The organism is Spirosoma oryzae, assembly GCF_003002825.1.
Taxonomy (GTDB): domain Bacteria; phylum Bacteroidota; class Bacteroidia; order Cytophagales; family Spirosomataceae; genus Spirosoma; species Spirosoma oryzae.
The window spans coordinates 15,800-34,289 of sequence record NZ_PVTE01000035.1 but is presented as its reverse complement, the minus strand read 5'-3'; the positions used below and the strand labels follow the sequence as shown (position 1 = coordinate 34,289).

The 18,490-nt window shown below is 55.1% G+C and carries 9 protein-coding genes; all 9 read right to left on the bottom strand.

Going from position 1 to position 18,490, the window contains the following annotated elements:
- Positions 1 to 54: 54 nt before the first annotated feature.
- On the bottom strand, positions 55 to 3,174 hold the full coding sequence (locus tag CLV58_RS25190; protein ID WP_146141543.1) for a beta strand repeat-containing protein: 3,120 nt from the start codon (positions 3,172 to 3,174) through the stop codon (positions 55 to 57).
- 199 nt (positions 3,175 to 3,373) lie between these two features.
- Positions 3,374 to 8,464 (bottom strand): beta strand repeat-containing protein, encoded by a 5,091-nt coding sequence (locus tag CLV58_RS25185; protein ID WP_146141542.1) that lies wholly within the window; start codon positions 8,462 to 8,464, stop codon positions 3,374 to 3,376.
- A gap of 32 nt (positions 8,465 to 8,496) precedes the next feature.
- Positions 8,497 to 9,882 (bottom strand): hypothetical protein, encoded by a 1,386-nt coding sequence (locus CLV58_RS25180; RefSeq protein WP_106140608.1) that lies wholly within the window; start codon positions 9,880 to 9,882, stop codon positions 8,497 to 8,499.
- Between the two features lie 176 nt (positions 9,883 to 10,058).
- Positions 10,059 to 11,402 (bottom strand): hypothetical protein, encoded by a 1,344-nt coding sequence (locus tag CLV58_RS28200; RefSeq protein WP_146141541.1) that lies wholly within the window; start codon positions 11,400 to 11,402, stop codon positions 10,059 to 10,061.
- A 258-nt stretch (positions 11,403 to 11,660) separates the two neighbouring features.
- Positions 11,661 to 12,365: a hypothetical protein gene (locus CLV58_RS25175; RefSeq protein ID WP_106140607.1), complete on the bottom strand. Its 705-nt coding sequence runs from the start codon at positions 12,363 to 12,365 to the stop codon at positions 11,661 to 11,663.
- Between the two features lie 98 nt (positions 12,366 to 12,463).
- Complete coding sequence (locus CLV58_RS28555; RefSeq protein ID WP_170108800.1) at positions 12,464 to 12,634, bottom strand: hypothetical protein; 171 nt, start codon at positions 12,632 to 12,634, stop codon at positions 12,464 to 12,466.
- Between the two features lie 540 nt (positions 12,635 to 13,174).
- Positions 13,175 to 15,376, bottom strand: a complete 2,202-nt coding sequence (locus tag CLV58_RS25170) for a tetratricopeptide repeat-containing sensor histidine kinase (protein ID WP_170108799.1) — start codon at positions 15,374 to 15,376, stop codon at positions 13,175 to 13,177.
- A gap of 113 nt (positions 15,377 to 15,489) precedes the next feature.
- The gene (locus CLV58_RS25165) at positions 15,490 to 16,212 is read right to left on the bottom strand and encodes a LytR/AlgR family response regulator transcription factor (RefSeq protein ID WP_106140605.1); all 723 of its coding nucleotides are present in this window, start codon (positions 16,210 to 16,212) and stop codon (positions 15,490 to 15,492) included.
- A 1,015-nt stretch (positions 16,213 to 17,227) separates the two neighbouring features.
- Positions 17,228 to 17,695: a transposase gene (locus CLV58_RS25160; protein ID WP_106140604.1), complete on the bottom strand. Its 468-nt coding sequence runs from the start codon at positions 17,693 to 17,695 to the stop codon at positions 17,228 to 17,230.
- Positions 17,696 to 18,490 lie beyond the last annotated feature (795 nt).

Below are 18,490 nucleotides of genomic sequence, written 5' to 3'. Positions count from 1 at the left end.
TGTGGGAAAATCGTGAAGATGTGCCCCCACCCTATTCAGGCGGGGGCACAGGCGTTACGGAAGTTGTTGCTTGATTATGAAATTGGCATAGGCTTTTACGTTATCAGGGTGGTTTAATGCATTGAAGAAAATGTAGTCGATCTCGTTGTTCGGCCCCTGGAAGATCACCCGGCCGTCCATGTCGATGTCATTGCCCGAGTAGACGTTATTGCGGATGAAATTGGTGAAGCCAGCCGTGTTGCCCGTATCGGAGAGGATATCGAAGAAGACCGGATCGGCATCGTTGTCAGGCCCTTGCAGGACAATCTGATTGTCGGCTAAGGTATTGCCCGCCCAAAGGGCATAGTACCCGCTTTCTTTCGCTTGAGGAGCCGTCGTACGCAGGGCGTTACCAACCGGCAACTGGTAAGCGGTGGCCGCATTCGTGAAATCAACCGACGAGAGGGCCGACGTCGATACCGGACTCGCCGTCATTACACCGAGGTGGTTCCGGTGGCGAACCGCGACGTAGCAGGTCGCCACATTGTTGAGAACGTTGCTGGTAAAGTTGAGCGCCGACACGCCATCGACACCGACGATGTCACCATCAGCCTGTAACAGGGCTGAACGGGTTGCCAGTACCTGAGCCGGGTTCGCTGCGCTCCGCAATTCGACGAAAATCCAGTCGACGATCGCGTTGGCCCCCGTTACCGCCAGTACTGTTGCGGGGCTGCTGATAGCCTCACCGCCACCACCACCTGCCTGCGCAAAGCCCAGGGCGGTATAGGGTTCGGTTGTCGGAATCAGGTTTTTGCTCCGTAGATCGTCGCGCATGCGGCCTGCCGTGGTACTGTTGGTCAACGCGCCCTGCAACAGTACGCGCATCGACAGCTGCGCGGTGGCGGCTGCGACGAAGCTGGTGGTGGCCGTTACGGTACCACCAGCGTTAGCGGCTGTCACCGTAACGGTGACTGGCCCCGTCGCCACGCTTACCACGCAGGAGAAGCTGCCCCCCGCCGTAGCAGTGGTCGAGCACAACGTCGCGTTGCCCGGACCCGTGATGGTCACCTGACTGCCCGGCGTAGCCGTACCCGATACCGTTGGCGAAGTGGAGGTCTGGCTACCGGTAGCAGGACCGTTGATGGCTACTGTCGGGGCGGCTACTGCCGTCACGGTTAACGGTACACTGGTGGTGCCGCCCGGTCCCGTCGTCGTCACGGTGATGCTGGTTGGCCCCGTGGGCAGGGTCACCGAGCAACTGAAGGCTCCGCTGGCGCTGGCCGTCGTCGAACACAGCGTGGTGTTGCCCGGTCCGGTGATGGTCACCACACTACCTGGCGTGGCTGTACCCGCGATGGGCTGGGTGATGGGGCCCGGTACCGGTGGGTTCACCGCTACCGTTGGCGCACCTGCGGCCGTGAAGCTGGTGGTGCTGGTTGCTGTACCGCCGGGATTGCTGGCTGTCACTGTCAGGGTGGCTGGCCCCGTCGCTACGCTTACCGTACACGAGAAGCTACCCCCCGCCGTAGCGGTGGTCGAGCACAGCGTCGCGTTGCCCGGTCCCGTGATGCTCACCACAGAGCCTGGCGTGGCTGTACCCGACACGGTTGGCGAAGTGGAGGTCTGCGTATTCGATGGACCGTTGATGGCCAGCGTCGGAGCGGCTACCCCCGTTGTTGTAACCGGGACCGTTGTTGTACCACCAGGACCCGAAGTTGTAACTGTGTAGGTAGTTGGTCCCGTAGGAACGGTGATCGAACAACTGAAACTACCATTGGCACTGGCCGTCGTCGAGCAGGCTGTTATACCTCCGGGCCCGGTAATCGTCACGACTGAACCCGGCGTGGTGGTCCCACTGATCGGCTGCGTGAGTGGTCCCGGCACCGTTGGGTTGATTGCTATGACCGGCGTCGACAGTGCTGTGAAGCTGGTCGTGCTGGAGACTGTCCCACCAAAGTTCGTAGCAGTCGCCGTAACCGTAACTGGACCAGTCGGCACACTTACCACGCAGGAGAAAGTACCGCCGGCCGTAGCGGTGGTCGAGCACAGCGTCGCGTTGTTCGGCCCCGTGATGGTTACGACACTGCCCGGTGTCGCCGTACCCGACACCGTCGGACTCGTGGAGGTCTGCGTGCCCGATGGTCCCGTAATCCCCACCGTCGGTTGCAGCACCGCCGTTACCGGCAGGGCTACCGCAGTCGTACCGCCCGGCCCCGTTGATGCGACGGTTAGGGTTGACGAACCCGGAGGCAGTGTAACCGTACAGGCGAAGGTACCGTTGGCGCTAGCCGTCGTTGAACACAGCGTGGCACCCGTCGGATCGGTAATAGCAATCAAATCGCCCGGTGTAGTAGTACCACTAACCGGTTGCGTAAGCGGACCCGGTGCCGTTGGGGTGACTGCCAACGTTGGAGCCGGTACCGCCGTGAAGCTGGTGGTGGCCGTCGTTGTCCCGCTGGCGTTCGACGCCGTTACGGTAACCGTAGCCGGACCCGTCGTTACACTCACCACGCAGGAGAAGCTGCCGCCAGCCGTGGCCGTCGTCGAGCAAAGCGTCGCGTTGTTGGGCCCCGTGATGCTCACCACACTGCCCGGTGTCGCCGTACCCGACACCGTCGGACTCGTGGAGGTCTGCGTGCCCGATGGTCCCGTAATCGCCAGCGTTGGTGGTGTTCCGCACAGGCCACCGGGGCTTACGTAGTTACTGCCATAGACATCCGTACCAAAACCAACCGCATCACCCAGGTAGTTGGCAAAGTCTCCTCCGCCCATACCGGCTGCGTTCGAGCTGGGATCGGTGCTGTTTTCGAACAGGCGAATGCCGGGCATACAACCACCCGCTATGTTGAAGGTGAAGAGCAGAAGCTCCTGACCGCTGGTAAGCGACGCGTAATCCCCCGTCGTGGCAATCCCGTGGAAGTCATGCGCAGGATCGGCCGTCGGCGCATAGATTCGGGAGCCATCACTCCAGGGACCGCCATTGACCGCAGTGATAGTCAGCGCATTGTCCGGTACACTAGCCGGTACGACAATCGAGATCTGGCTCCCGGCACCTATACCAAATTTAACATTGGTAAACGTTGGCCGCCCATATACTTCGTACACGCTGGACGACGTGTTGTACTTGAGGGTAAGGTTGATGCTCTGGGCGACGGCTTTCTGACTGGTCCAACCCACCAGTAACAGCAAGAACATCAGCAAGTCTGTAAGTCTTATTTTCATCATTGCACTTGTTTAGTCCGTGAGGCAGGTTGAACGCACGCCCGGAGTTCGTCAGCCGCCGTTACCAGACCGGTCTATCGCCACCGCAGCTACTGGCTGCGGTGGGAAGTCCGGTGTAACAAGGGCCGGGTGGCCGGAGGTTATCCAGTTATGCGTTCAACCTGTGGGTGGATTATGGAAGCTGTTGGAGCATCAGGTTGTAGTTGTACACACCAGAGCTGTTGAGCGGATAGGCCAGGATGTTCCCCAGAATGATCGCCCCGTCGTTGCCGTTGCCAATGTAGAGCGACCGACCGTCCAGGTTAACGTCCCCGTTCAGATACCCGTAGGCATTGGTGTAGTTGAACGCAGCCGTACCGCCCGGATAGTTGACGATGTTGCTCAGCAGCGTCGGCAGGCCAGAGCCTGCTCCGCTGTACTTGACCTTACCGCTGGCCGCCGTACTACCGGCCCATAGCGCCCGAACCGTCTGGCTGCTGGCCGTCGTCGTGCTCCGCTCCATACCGTCGTAGCCGCTCGCATTCCAGAGCTGGGCATCGGTCATCGTAATAAAGTCGACGGTTGTGGCAGCACTGGTACCGGCATATGAAATGGGTTGCAGGGTCATCGCACCCAGGTGGTTGCGGTGGCGAATGGCGACGTAGTAGTTGTCGGCCAGTGCGCTGCTGAAGGTCAGACCGGCTTGTCCGTCCGTGTCGAGTACCGTTCCGTCGCGCAGCAGCAGACCCGAGCGGGTGTAGCTTACGGTCGCCGGATTCAGCTTATCCCGCAGTTCGACCAATACCCAGTCCACGATGGCTTTCTCACCGGTTACCGCCGTCAGCGAAGCCGGAATCGACTGGCTCTGCGCGTTGTTGACCTGCGGGAACAGACTACTGTAGGTCGCCGTGCGATACGGATCACTGAGCGGCAGGTAGCCACCGGCGCGGAGGTTATCGCGCATAAGCGGTTTACCCGTCGAGCTGACGCTACCGCCGTTGGCGATCAGAGCACCCTGGAGATAAGCATTCACGTAAAGACGACCACAACCGGTGGCACTGACGGTCAGGGTTGCGGTATACGGGTTCGAGACGCAGGTACCCTGTAAGTAGCTGAAGTTCGAGTAGTTGCCGACGCCAACCGCGAGGGTCGCTTTACCACTGTTATCGGTGGTCACCACGGCCGTTGTCGATACGCCGTTCTTGGCGTAGGTCAGCGTCGTCGATACGTTCGATGCCAGACCGGTGATTTCGATGCGGCCATCCGTTGCGGTGCAGCTCGTCGGGTTGAACGACGCTACGTTACCCTGCGAGAGGGCTGTCGGTGTGGGGTCCGTCAGCGTAACGGGTCCGATGTAGGGAGCCGACGTACAGGCACCCTGCGAATAGGTAAAGTCCGAATAGGTACCCGCCAGCAGCGAGGCAATCGTGGCTTTTCCGCTTGCATCAGCCGTAACACTCGCCGACTGAACAACCCCGTTTCGCTTGTAGGTAATCGTCGTCGACGCGCTACCGGCCAGTCCCGTAATCTCGATACGGCCGTTTGTCTGCCCGCACTGCGTTGGGTTGATGCCCAGCACGTTGCTGCTGCTCAACGCCGTCGGTGATGGATTAGCCAGGTACAGAGGTCCGGCGTATACCGTCGATGTACAGGCACCCTGCGCGTAGCTGATGGCGGTGTACGTACCCGAAAACAGACCGGTTATAGTGGCTTTACCCGTGGCATCGCTCGACACGGCAACGACCTGCGTTGTTCCGTTGTAAACGTAGTTGACATTGAGCGACTGATTGCTACCCAGCCCCGTCAGTTCGATCCGACCCGTGTTGGCTCCACAGACGGCCGGGTTGTAGCCCGTCACCTGCGACGAGGATAGTTCCGGCTGCTGCATGTTGATCGTTCCGGTATAAGCCGCCGACGTACAGGCACCCAGCGTGTAGGTGATGTCCGTATAGTTGGCCTGCGCCAGACTGCCGATAACGATTTTACCCGTGGCGTCGGTGATACCGTTGATCGGCGATTGGGCTACACCATCTTTCTTGTAGTTGATGGTGATCGCCTGGTTCGATGCCAGACCCGTGATGTCGATATGCCCGTTGGTGCCGCCACAGAAGGTGGGTGCTTTACTGCTTACGTTGGCCGCCGTCAGGGGCGTCACGCCCGGATCGGCGATCGTTACCGTACCACTGAAGGGTGTCGACGTACAGGCACCCTGCGCATAGGTTATCTGCGTATACACGCCTGCACTCTGGCCCGCCAGCGTTACCTGTCCGGCATTGCTGGTCGTTACGCTGGCCGTCATGGCCGTACCATTTTTCTGGTAGGAGATCACCAAAGCCGTATTGGCGGGTAAGCCCGACAGCGTTATCGATCCGTCCGTCGCTCCGCAGGCGGTCGGGCTGGTACTCGACACGTTATTACCTGACAGGGCTGTCAGACCGGGATCGGCGATATTGACCGGTCCGGCAAACGGTGCGGTTGTGCAGCTGCCGGTTTGTACCGTAAAGGCTGAATACGTTCCGGCTGACAGCGATGAGAGGATCGCTTTACCACTACCATCGGTCGCTACCGTAACGGTTGTGGCCGTCCCGTTTTTACTGTAACCGACCACGATACCACCCGTATTGGCGGGCAGGCCCGTGATCTCGATCCGGCCCGTACTGGTACCGCAGGAGGTGGGGCTGTACGCCGTCAGCTGACTAGCCGTCAGTGCCGCCGGAACCGGGTCGGTCAGGGTGATCGTTGCGGCATACGGAGCCGACACGCAGCTGCCGACGGTGGCAGTGATGCCGGTATAGGTACCAGCCCCCAGGCCGTTCAGCACGACATTACCCGATCCGTTGGCGGTCAGTGTGGCCGTAATGGCTGTGCCACCATTTTTGCTGTAGCTGATGGTGTGCGCCACCGATGGCACCAGGCCACTCAGCGTGATCGACCCGGTCGTAGTGGCGCAGGTCGCCGGGTTAGCGGGCGAAGCGCCGGCAATCACGGGCTGGGCATTCACAGTGACAGCGGCAACCGACGAGTTTACCGTACCGCAACCCGCTCCGCCGGAGCTAACCAATACACGGTAGTAGGTAGTCGCAGCGGTGGCGGTGGGTACGCTGTAGGCAAGCTGTGTAGCCCCGTTGATCGGCGTAAAGGTGCCACCGGCCGACGAAGCACTCTGCCACTGGTAGGTCAGGGGGGCAATGCCTCCGCTGGTGGCTACCGACAGCGATACCGGGCTACCGGCACATACTGTCTGGGTGGCCGTGGGCTGCACGCTGATCGCGGGTGCGCCGACGGTCGTCACCGTGGCAGTGCTGGAGGTTGCCGTACCCGATTCGCTATTGCTGACCACGACGCGGTAGTACAACTGACCGGCAGTGGTGGTCGGGGCGGTATAGGTGGCCGATGTGGCACCGGTTATATTGCTAAATGTACCGGTCGACGACGTTGCCGTCTGCCACTGGTAGAGCATTGTTCCGACAGCTGCGCTGGCCGAAACCGACAGGGTAGCGATACCGCCGATACAGGCGGTCTGGCTGGCAACGGGCTGCGCGCTGAGCGTCGGAGTCGGGTTGACCAGCGTCAGGGCTACGGCCTGGGTCGTTGTGCCGCCGGGATTGCTCGCCGTTACCGTCATGGCCGTTGGGCCTGTCGGGAGCGGACTGGTCAGTGAGCAGGCAAACGTACCATTGGCGCTGGCCGTGGTCGAGCAGAGCGTAGTTGGGCCAGGGCCTGTGATGACCACCTGCGAGCCCGGCGTGGCCGTACCGCTGATGGTGGGTGTGGTACTGGCCAGCGTGTTGTTGGTAGCGACGGTCAGGCTGGGCACACTGGTAGCCGTGAAGCTGGTGGTGGCCGTCGCTGTACCGCCGGGGTTGCTGGCGGTTGCCGTCAGGGTAGCCGGACCTGTCGGCACGCTTACCGTACACGAGAAGCTACCCCCCGCCGTGGCGGTGGTCGAACAAAGCGTCGCGTTGCCCGGACCGGTGATGCTTACCACAGAACCCGGCGTGGCCGTACCCGACACCGTTGGCGAGGTCGAGGTCTGCGTACCCGATGGACCGTTGATGGCTACTGTCGGGGCGGCTACTGCCGTCACGGTCAGGGGGGTGCTGGTGGTGCCGCCCGGCCCCGTCGTCGTCACGGTGATGCTGGATGGCCCCGTGGGCAGGGTTACCGAGCAGCTGAAGGCTCCGCTGGCGCTGGCCGTCGTCGAACAAAGCGTGGTGTTGCCCGGGCCCGTAATCGTTACCAGATTACCGGGAGTGGTCGTACCACTCACGGGCTGGGTGATGGGGCCAGGTACCGGTGGGTTCACCGTCATTGTAGTTGGCGTAGCCGCCGTGAAACTACTGACGGCGCTTGTCACGCCATTGGTTGCCGTCACGCTGGCGGGGCCAGCCGGGAAAACCAGACTTGTACAGGTCCAGTTACCGCTCGCATTGGCCGTTGTAATACAGGGGCCACCCGTGCTGCCAGCACTACCCGTTACGGTGACGCTGCTGCCCGGTGTAGACGTGCCGCTAATGGGTGGGTTCAGGCTGGCAACCGTCGTGCCCGCTGCCGGGCCGGTGATCAGCAAGGGCGCATTACAGACTTTCAAAGGCAGGGGCTGCGATACAGCCCTGCAATTGGCCGCATTGTTAACCACGTCGTATAACCGGTTGCCAGCGGCCAGGGCCGTCAGCGAACCGGAGTAGTGAATCGACGTGATGGTATAGTCGCCAACGGCAACCCCGCTGAAGGAGGTCGTTGCACTGGTCTGCGCAATCTTGCCGGTACTCTGATCGACCAGCACGTAGGTCGTATTGACGCCCGACGGTACGTTAGCCGCCGTAAAGGAGAAACTGGCGGGAGCCGTCTGGTAGTCGCAGCTACCGGCGGCAGCGCAGACTTTCAGGGCCAGGGGCGTGCCGTAGCTCAGGCATTGGTTCGAGGAGAAAACCTGTGAAATCAGGTTACCCGCCGATGCGTTGTTGAGGCCACCCGTGTAGTGAGCCGCGACGGCGTAGTAGATACCCGCCGGAACGGTCGTGAAAACCGGGGCCGACGTATTGGCCCTGACGATGACGCCCGAGTTCATATCGACCAGCAGGTAGGTCGTACTGAAGCCAGCCGATGCTGCGCTGGCCGTAAGGGAAACCGTAGCCGGTGCCGTTGTGTAACTACACGTGGTGGGCACGGCGGGCAGCGTCGGAAACTGGGCCTGCGCCCACCCCGGCAGGAGCAGCAACAGGAATAGTACGGATACGACGATTGAGCCTGCCCGGATTCGGGAAGTGAGATAACTCATCATAGTTGATGCGATGGGGTTAAATCCAGACAGTCTTATTTAGATAAAGTGGCCGCTGTAATGGGCGCACAGGCCGGTCCCAGATTCAGCACCGAGGTGATGAGGGGCGTGGGCGTTACGGCGGTCAGGTTCGGCGAACAGGTCGAACTGCCAACCGTGATGGTGGTGGCCCCGAAAGCGGCCCCGCTGTAGGTAATGGGAATAAAGAAGGTCTGTAAGCCGGAGGCCGTCACGTTGAGCACGTAGGGCGAGGTAGTGACCGCCATACCCGAACCCGAGATAGTGACCGGGAACGTTCCGATGCCCGAGACGTTGACGGTCAGTTTGAGATTGCCCGTACCGGCCGTACCCGGCGTAACCCCAAGGATCTGGGCCGTTGAACAGTCGAGTGAGCCGCTGCCTACCGGTAAGGTGGCACTTATCGGCACGGTAACCGTGTTACACAGGGCTGGCGAACTGCTGTCGCAGACTTTAATCGTGGCCTGATCTGGCCCCGAATAGCCGGGGGTGGAGGTATACGACATTACCCCGGTGGTGGGGTTGACGTTGACGATACCGTGCGCGGTGGTGTTGGAGGCAACTCCTGTGGTGGGATCGACAGACGTATACGTGTAAGGGCCCGTACCGCCCGTTGGGTTGAGGACTGACGGCAGCGAGACCGTGTTGCCGGTTCCGCTGGTTACGGTTACCGGGCTTGGGTTGGTTGTTACGGCCAGTTGCAGCGTGGTGGTACCAAACGTATAGGCCGTGTAGGTATCGGGGGTAACGCTGCTAACGGTAATGGTGCCCGCACCGCTCAGGGTACCGGTAGTAGTGGGGGTACCGGTACCCACCTTGACCCACTGCGTCCCATTCCAGCCAACCACGATCAGGTTGCTCATAATGCCCGTGGGCACAACGGTGGACAGGTTACTGGCTGCATTCCAGGTGAAGGTAAGATCGACAGCACTGCTACCATTCACATCCCAGTACTCACTGGTACCCACGCGCGCTACACCCGTCCCGAGGGAGCTGGTGCTGAACGGGGCTCCGGCGGGCAGGGTAGCTGAGGCCGGATTAACGCCAAAATAAGCTGCCTGGTAAACTGACGATGGCGTTGGGGGGGGCGATATACCCATGGGCCGCAGCGTGGTGCCGTCACCGACCGGGAAAGTAAAAGCCGTGTTGCCTACTTTCTCAGCGTAGCCGTTAACGTGACTGGTATTGGAGGCCCCTGCATAGCTCGACCCTGCCTGAAAACTAATGTTGCTGGCGGGCGCATTGCGGGGGGTTATCACGTAGCCTGTATTGAACGTCAGGGCATTATAAATACCTATATCGCCCCCAGAATTGATTTGGACAGTCCCATTGATCTGGCTCTGCGCCCGCGCCAGCAGCGCCAGGCATACGAGCAGAGGAATGAGGTAGAGTGTTCGTCTCATAAATATTAATTGTGTTGAAAAGGAAAATTTGTTGCCAGATGAAATCAGTGAATAAGCGCCGAAAAAGAACGGGTTGCAGGCAGGCGCCTGCCTGCGATAGGTCCACTACCCCGTTAAGCGTAGGGTAGTAGAATTGGTTTTTGATCACTTTCTAGGGCTTTTCGCTAAAGGTTACTTTAATTGTACGGAATAGCATAGAGCTGATTTTCCGACCAAGCAGACCCACCAAACCTTACTATTGTGGTGCCAGCGGGGGGATCAATACCGTTAGAAGATGCAATTGCACAGAAATAATACGTTTTGGGTGAACTGCTAGTGTTTTTCAGGGCGACACTTCCAGTCAATAAGCTAAAAGTCTGATTGATACTTTGAGCACCACTAAGCAAACTAGTGGTTCCTACAATATCAGATGTATTATTAAGAGTTGTAGGCGAATCAGACAAATAAGCTCTTACCCACATGTTGCCCGCAGTTGCAGCACTAGAAGATAGTAGCATAGTTGCGGAGACAAGATATTGTGAATTTGCAGGTAAAGTAATCGTCGTGCCTGTGTAAGCAGCATTTCCAGCAAATGTAAGATCAACGCCTGCCCCTAGTGAAGCTCTAACAGTTGGAAGTTGAGCTGCCTGGGCATTCTGTTTCGCAATAAGACCATTCGCATCAACCGTTAAAATAAGGTTGTTGCTTGTGTTCGTGGGAATGTTGCGTAGCCGAGCTGTACCGGAGATATCCAAGGACTGCGATGGAGTTGCTACACCAATGCCAACATTGCCATTCTCTAAAACGGCAAATCGACCATTAACAACACCAGCTGCATCAATTCCAAAAATCCCTAAGCCACCAATACCAAAGGCCTGGTTTCCAGCAGTAGTTTGTACAATTTTTATTCCACCAGTTGTACTCGAAAAGTTCAATGCGTTGGCCCCTAATGTGACAGTACGGCTTCCAGTCAATGATCCATCTGCATTATAAATATTCGTTACAGCAGCAGGTGTGGCCCAAGAGGCTAATCCATTCGCATCTGAAGAGAGTATTTTTCCCGCACCTGGACTGCCACCCGTAATTTTTACTTGACCAGCCACTTCCAGTTTTGCATCAGGAGCATTCGTACCAATGCCGACATTACCGTTACCCTTTATCCGCATAAGTTCAGTGGAAGAGGTACTACTAGCTCCAGAGAAGAAAACGTGGTCATCTACTGATGACGAAGTTTGGTATCGTAGCGTATTACTATTTATACCAAAGCCCCAAAATTGATGATCGTTATTATTTAAATCATACAACACAACTTTTCTTGACCCTATCGTAGAAGGGAATTGCAAGGGTGCATTGGGCGTCGCTGTACCTATACCCATGTTCCCATTCTGAAGGATAACGGTACGCGCACCACTGGTGCCTTCTACATCCAACACGGCGTTTGTCGAAATTGTACCTGGATTGGCTCCAACTTTCACCTGCGCATAGGCCGTCGATGTCAGCGAAGCGATCAGCAGGGAATAAAATAAAGGTTTCAGTTTCATAATCTTCGTTTCAAAAAATGTGAATGATTGGGTGTACGTACTCGTACACATTGTTTTACTAGCGCAAGCGGTGGTCTTTCCGGCATCCGTATGCCGCAGAATCGCCTGTTAATTACAAGAAACGGTGGGTATTGAGTCGGTGGGTAACTTTCAGCGTAAGCAGCGGGGCAGCAGTAGTGGCTTCGATGCGTCGATACACGCCCGTACCCCGCTTACTCTTCTAACTTTACCGGCATCTGCGCTGTGCATGGTGCGCGGCTATCGATGCCGGTACAGCGCGGCCATTTCCGGCGGAGGAACCGGCTTTTCACCGGCCAGACTGGCATACCGAATTGTATTCAGTCTGGCGTAGGCTCCCCGTTTGCCGGTTCGGCTAAGCGGAACGGGCAGCGAAGGCGTCTGCGCTGTCAGGCCATTGTCCGGGTAACCAATTAACAGACGGGTTAGCGGTACGGCCGGGCGCACGATCGGCCCGGTCCTGAGTTGACCACCTGCCAGCAACGTTGTCTGGCAGGTGGGATCGAGCGTGAGGTTGCCGTCACGATCGATCAATGTGCCCTCCTTAACGGTCAGGCTTTGTTTTACGCGTAAATCACCCCGCAGTGTCACCTGCGTCGGGTTGTCGATGGCCAGGTTGATGAGCGTACTATGGCGGGCAATCAGCTGCTGCGGAGCGCGGCTTTTGAGCAGCAGTACCCCCTCCCCCACTACCTCGGCCCGGTCGAGTACCAGATCACCCGCTACCAGCAGGCTATCCTGCCCGTGAATACCCAGCGCCTTGCCAAAAATCCCGAGCCCACGCAACTGGCTGGTCCGGCTGGTATCCATCCGCTGGGCATCGGTTGTCCGTTCCAGCGGGGCCTGCCCATCAACGGGCACACTCACCGCCAGCCACAACGCAATCCAGCCCGGCGCTAGCCAGACCGGCCAGAGCAGATGGCCAGCGCGCAGACGAGATTGCATTGGATACAAGCGCAAGTTACGTGTAGGTTAACAGGAATGGACAGAATCGAAAAGCCGGGCTGGCAGGTCTGTAACTAAACGTCAGACAATAGCTAACGCTACCCTATATACGTCGTCAGATCGACGCACACGCGATGACCGATAAGACTGGGCAGGTGCAGATTCAGCCGACCATATTCGCACGCACGCCGAATCGGGCGGTTGGCCCGGCGTCGTCTGACGGTGACGTAAACAGCAAGCAGTTTGGGGGTAGCGTAGTCAGTTGTCATCAGGAGTAGCGGTTAGGAGCCAGATACGGAAATGCGCATCTACGCTTCTAGTCGAACAAATGTTGTGACAAACCTTACGGATTAAGCAGGCTATGCTCCAATTCCGGAGTAGTACACTCCAACTGTACGTTTAAACACACGAATTCGCCATCTGTGCTGTAAACGTCCGCGAAAAGGTTGGCGGGAGTCATTTTTGTTTCCGCTGAACACGCCAATTTGTGTTCTGATTACTCCAATTTTCGTTCTGATTGCCCAAAATAAGATTCTAGACTCACCAAATTCGGGCATTTTTCGCGATTTCCGGGAAATGCTGGCAAGGCTTATGGAGGGCGGTACCAGCTATGGTGAGCCGTTTTGTGTTGAGTTAGTCAGGGTTTATTGGTCTGCATACACCTGTAAAGCATGTATCGCCCGAACGACCCCTGTTTATGGGTTGTCCGGGCGATGTATACGTCAGGGGCAGCCTGAGCGGAATTTTCCGGTACTGACAGGCCGTAGCCGTCGGTTGCCCGTCAGTACCGGTATAATGATTTATGATGGTCAGCCGGTTGTTACGTTCAGTGATTCCGGAAGCAATTCCGTTTGGGCAAGCGGTAGTCTGATCCGGGCGGTAGTACCGCGCCCCAGTTCGCTCTCGATGGCCAGGCTTCCCCCCTGCTGGGTCAGCAAATCCTTACATAGCCGTAATCCCAGGCCGGTTCCCTGCTCTCCGTTCGTACCTACGCTTACCTGAGGCTGGCTAAATAAAACCGACAGTTGCGCCTGGCTCATGCCTGTACCACCATCCCGTATCTGGATTTCCACCTGCGATTCATGCCTAGTAGTGCTTACCCGGATAAACCCGCCCGGTGAACTGAATTTTAAGGCATTCATCAGTAAATTCCGTATCACTGCTCCCAGCTGATGCCGATCGGCATCCACCAGTAAATCAGCATCCACATGGTTCATGACCCGTACCTGCTTACGAACCAGTTGCTGGCTAAGCTGAGCAAGCTCCTGCGCCAGAATCTCACGCACTGCCAGTGGCTGTGTCATACTTCGAAACCCCTTAAGCTGGGAGTGCGACCAGGTCAGCAAATTTGTCAGCAGATCGAGCACCCGGTCCAGCTGGTACTCTACCTGCTGCGTCACCTGAGCCAGTAGCGGGTTCTGACTCTGAGGCAGCGTATGCAACTGATCGACATTTGTTTTGAGCGCAGCCAGTGGCGAGCGCAGGTCGTGGCTGATCAGCGAAAAGAGCTTATCTTTAGTGGTGTTAAGCTCACCCAGTTGCTGAGCCTGCTGCTGGATTTCTTCCTTCTGGGTTGCCAGCAAACGCCGGGCCCGGCGTTGTCGTTGCAGGAAGTAACCGATAAGAATAACCAGAATCGCCAGCATGGCCAGGATAGTCAGGTAAAGCAGCTGGCGTTGCCGGGCGAAGTCAAGCTGCTGCTGCTGAATCATAATTTGACTCTGTTGCCGTTTGGTGTTCAGTTTCTGAATACCCAGCTGATGCTGATCGACAAGCTGCTGTTCGGTCAGCAGTTTGTTTTTGAGTTCGGTCGTCAGCTTGAGTTGCGCCAACGACCGCAGTTGTCTTTGCTGTTTCTGCTTCTGGAGGAGTTGTATCGCAACGTTTTTGTTGAGCAGTGTGATCTGATTCTGTTTGCGTTCCAGATCGAAACCGGCCTGAATGCGGGCCACTTCCTTGGCTCTGTCGATATCGGCCAGGCTATCTTCAATCGCTTTAGATACCTTGAAAGCAGCCAGCGCTTCCTGAAAACGCCCCGTCTGCTCAAATACATTGGCCTGGGCTTTGTAACTCTGGCCCTTTTTACGAGTAAAGGCCGTGTTTTCCATGTAACAAACGGCCTCGTTCGCGCAGATAAGCGCCTTGTCGTAATTTTTAAGGTTCAGATGAATTTCGGACAACATATTGTAAGCGTCTGCGATTCTGACGACGTCGCTCAGTGTTTTCTGAAGAGCCAGGTTTTCCCGGGCAAATTCAAGCGCCTTGGCAAACTGCTTTTTATAGATCAGAATACCAACGTAAGCAGGCATCACATGCATCCGGGGCAAGTCATACGTACCTTTCGTCAACGCAAGTGCTTGCAGCACCAATTCTTCTGCCTTATCATAGTCGTTGGCATTCACATAATTGGTAGCTATATTATTTAGCGCCAAAATCTGTCCGGTCTTTCGTTTAATCCTTTTGGCCACTTCGTAGGCGTGCAGGTAATAACTGTTACTTTTAGGATAATCTTTCAGTTCACTGTATAGGACACCTAACGTCTTGGCAAGATTAAAATCAAGAATCGGAACAGCCGCTCGATTCGGCACGCGCTCAAAGAGCCGGTACGCCTGAAGTGCCAAAGGTAACGATGTCACCATGTCGTTGCGTCTAAGATGCAAAATCGCCATGCGATACTTCAGATAGATAAGTGCTGTATCGGGCGGGGAGGTGGAAAAGGGCAGTTTTTCGGCCGACGATAGTATCTCGAAAGCCTTTTTCGTATTACCTTGCCTGTCATAGGTATCGGCCAGTTCCGAGCAGGCCTTGACGTATATATCTTTATTTTTCAAGTTCTTCGCGTACCGCATGGTAAGCTCGGCAAAATAACGACATGAGTCGTTATCATAGGGCTGGTAAGCCTGCTGAAGCCGATTACCAAACTCGGCTCGTACCGAATCGTTTTTAGCCTGAGCAAACTGTTTTCGCCATATCGCAACCTCCTGCGCCTGAGAAACTTGCGCCTGAGCCATAAACATAAGCAGCCCGCAAACTACGATCGCATAGCAACGCGATTTTTGTTGTTTTTTCGGTAAAAGTGATTTCATTATAAGTCAAGGTACGGTGTACAAAAAATCATTAAACGTTATTTTTCTTTTTCTTCCTCTTCCTTCCCGAATACTGCTAAAAAGCTTTCCAAACTGGATCTATAGGAAATGCCTATCGGTATTTTTGTTTTCTGTATCCAAAAATTATTACGATCGAACATTGCTATTTTATCCGTGTTTATGATATAGGACTTATGAACCTGAATAAAATGTTGATCGGGCAGTAGCTTCTTCACCACCGAGATACGATCGTTTATTAATGTATATTGGCCGTCAACAAAGATCTTGCTGTACGAACCAAATGCTTCTACATAATCGATCGCGTTAAAATCGAAACGCTGAACTTTATACCCTACTTTCAAAAACGTAAAATGAGCCCCAGTTATATGATTCGGTGTGGCTTCGAAATTCATAGCGCGGTTAACCGCCATGAGTAGTCGTTCTTCCGTAAACGGCTTAACAATAAAATCAGCTGCTTTCCCTATCCGGTAACTTTCGATAGCGTAATCTGGATAGGAACTGACGATGATAACGGGGGGAAGATCGGTATTACTTCTTAATAGCTTCAGTCCTGATTGATCGGTCAGTAAAATATCCAGAAAAATCAGGTCGATAGACTGGTTTTCCAGTATCGATGTAGCTTCTTCCAAGGTGGCCGTTACATCGATCGATTTGAAAAGAAGCAGCTTTTCGAGCGCTTCATGCAGGCGCTTGGCATCAGCCTCATTGTCATCAATGATAAGAAATTGACTGCGTTTCATAGGGACTTTAATAAAATGACTAATTAACTAAAATTGCGATGACACATTCGCAATGAATCGTCCGCACAAACCAACTGACCAGGTACTTGCCTGGAAGCTAATTTGCGAGAGAAAATTAAATAAGTGTACCTACGATATGGAGTAACAATATTACTAGCGTTTTACCGTATAACCTGTACAATCGTATAGAATTCTTTACTTATATTCTTTCATGTATAAACTTTCTATCGAGCATGCATCAATAAAATTGTTTACGCAAAAGAGGGACAGTACAACAAAAAGCCATACGTAGTTAATTGATATAATTTTTTTTATCTATTTTATTGTATAAAGTTAAAAAATGGATCTATTGATTAATATGTGTCCGTATTTACAGGACTACTTGAAGATTCTCACTTGTCATTTTTAGAAACGTAGTTCCAACGTAAAATGAGTCGGGGCTTAAGTAAACGTAGTTTGCTTTGCTTGCTACTTAGTACAGCCGGATACATGCGGAGCTATCTTTAACCAGGTTTTCAACCAGTCGTCACAGTTGTAGGCTATCAACAAAATTGGCCGATTTTTTTAACCCGGACATTGTCTGGCAGTGGTAGCGCTGCATGGTGGTTTCGTGTGTGATATGGCTCAGGTGCTTTACCGCCCGGAAGCCTTGTCGACCATTAAGGGATACGTATGAATCAGCCTGCTCAGCTAAGCTTATCGAAAGCGACATCGTTACGCTCATAAACTTCATACCGCACCGCTTCCCAAGCCTTTGAGCTAGCCTGATCGAAGGTATTGCCTACTGTACTGGCCCTAAGCATATCTCCCTTACTTCCCAAAGACCGACAGCCAAGCGTGTTGCCAATAAAAGGCAATTCGTTTGCCCTGCCTCTACCCTTAACAAGGTATAATCGACAGTGTTAGACACTACTAGTTCCTTGTAAGTAATCAGACAGAATTAATTTGACAATGTTTGGGTGTAAACTGAATCGTGAACCGCTGACCAAACCGAGCCAGAATGTCCTCAACGGCATCACGCAGGGCTTGATAGCTGGCATAAGCCGCTGTGCTCAGCCATCGCACCGGCGACCCGGTCATACTTCATCTTACGCAACAAACAGTCAACCTTATTGAGGTGGGGACTGTAGGCTGGCAACTGAAACACATACAACCTCTGCTGCTGCCAACCAGCCAAACACGCCCTGAATGCTTTCGAGCGGTGCATGGGCGCGTTGTCCAGCACCAGTACCGTCTCCCGGCTAAGACCACCGACCCAGCTATTAATACAAGCGATGACGAATTCACTGTTGATGCTGCGCGGGTGGGTGAAACTAACCAGTTTTCCCGCTTCGCTGAGCCAGGCCAGTACGTTCAACCGGGGGCTGTGCTGACTCGGCCGCTCCAGCGCACGAGCCGTCTGCTGCCAGCCGTAAGGCACCACCGGCAACTGGCTAAAACCCGACTCATCGCCATAAAACAGCCGCGACGGCGGACCATTCAATCAGGCCCTCCCGCTCCAAGCTCTGCAATTCCGTCAGCAACTCGAGCCGCTGCTCCTTGTCAGCGGGCCGAAAGCAGCGGGTGCTGCGCCGGATGCGCTTCCAGCGCCAACGATGCTTTTTAAAAACCGTTGCAGGTTTTGTGGCTAAACTCACGCTGTAATTCCTGGCGCGAAGCGGTTCGGGCTACTTTCAACTGCTGGGCATTGGCCGCCACGTGCTGGTTGACAAACGCTTCATCAGCTAGAGTTAGAATGGGCTTATGACCTCGACCAGGTTGATTGTATAAGCCGCGTAGGCCCTGCTCCTGCCAAGCGTCCAACCAGTTGTAGTTGGTCAGTCGTGAGACCTTGAACGGGGCCGCCCGTGCGGTGGTCTTTCAGCCAGCCAACCGGTTGGCCCTGATGGCTTAGTAATAGGCACAAGCACCGGTTACGAAACTGGTACTGAGGTCCATGTTGAAGAGCGTCCCACAAGGTACGCTCTTCATCGGGCGTCAATGTGATAAAGCGAGGGCTCATGGCACAAAGCTAGTATAGTAAATAATCTTTTTTGTCCAAGTACTTAACTTGACACACTTGATCTAATACTCTCGAAGTCAGGATTGTAAGTGGGCTGATACTGGATGAACTCACCGAGTAAGTGGGGTTCTTCTACCAGTTTACGCAGGATGAAATCTTATCTGATTCAAACCAACATCAAATTACCAATCTTCTTATAGTTGTCTACAAACGTGTATACGAATAGCCTAGTCAAAGAACAATCACATACTAAAAAGTGAGTTTTATATACCATTT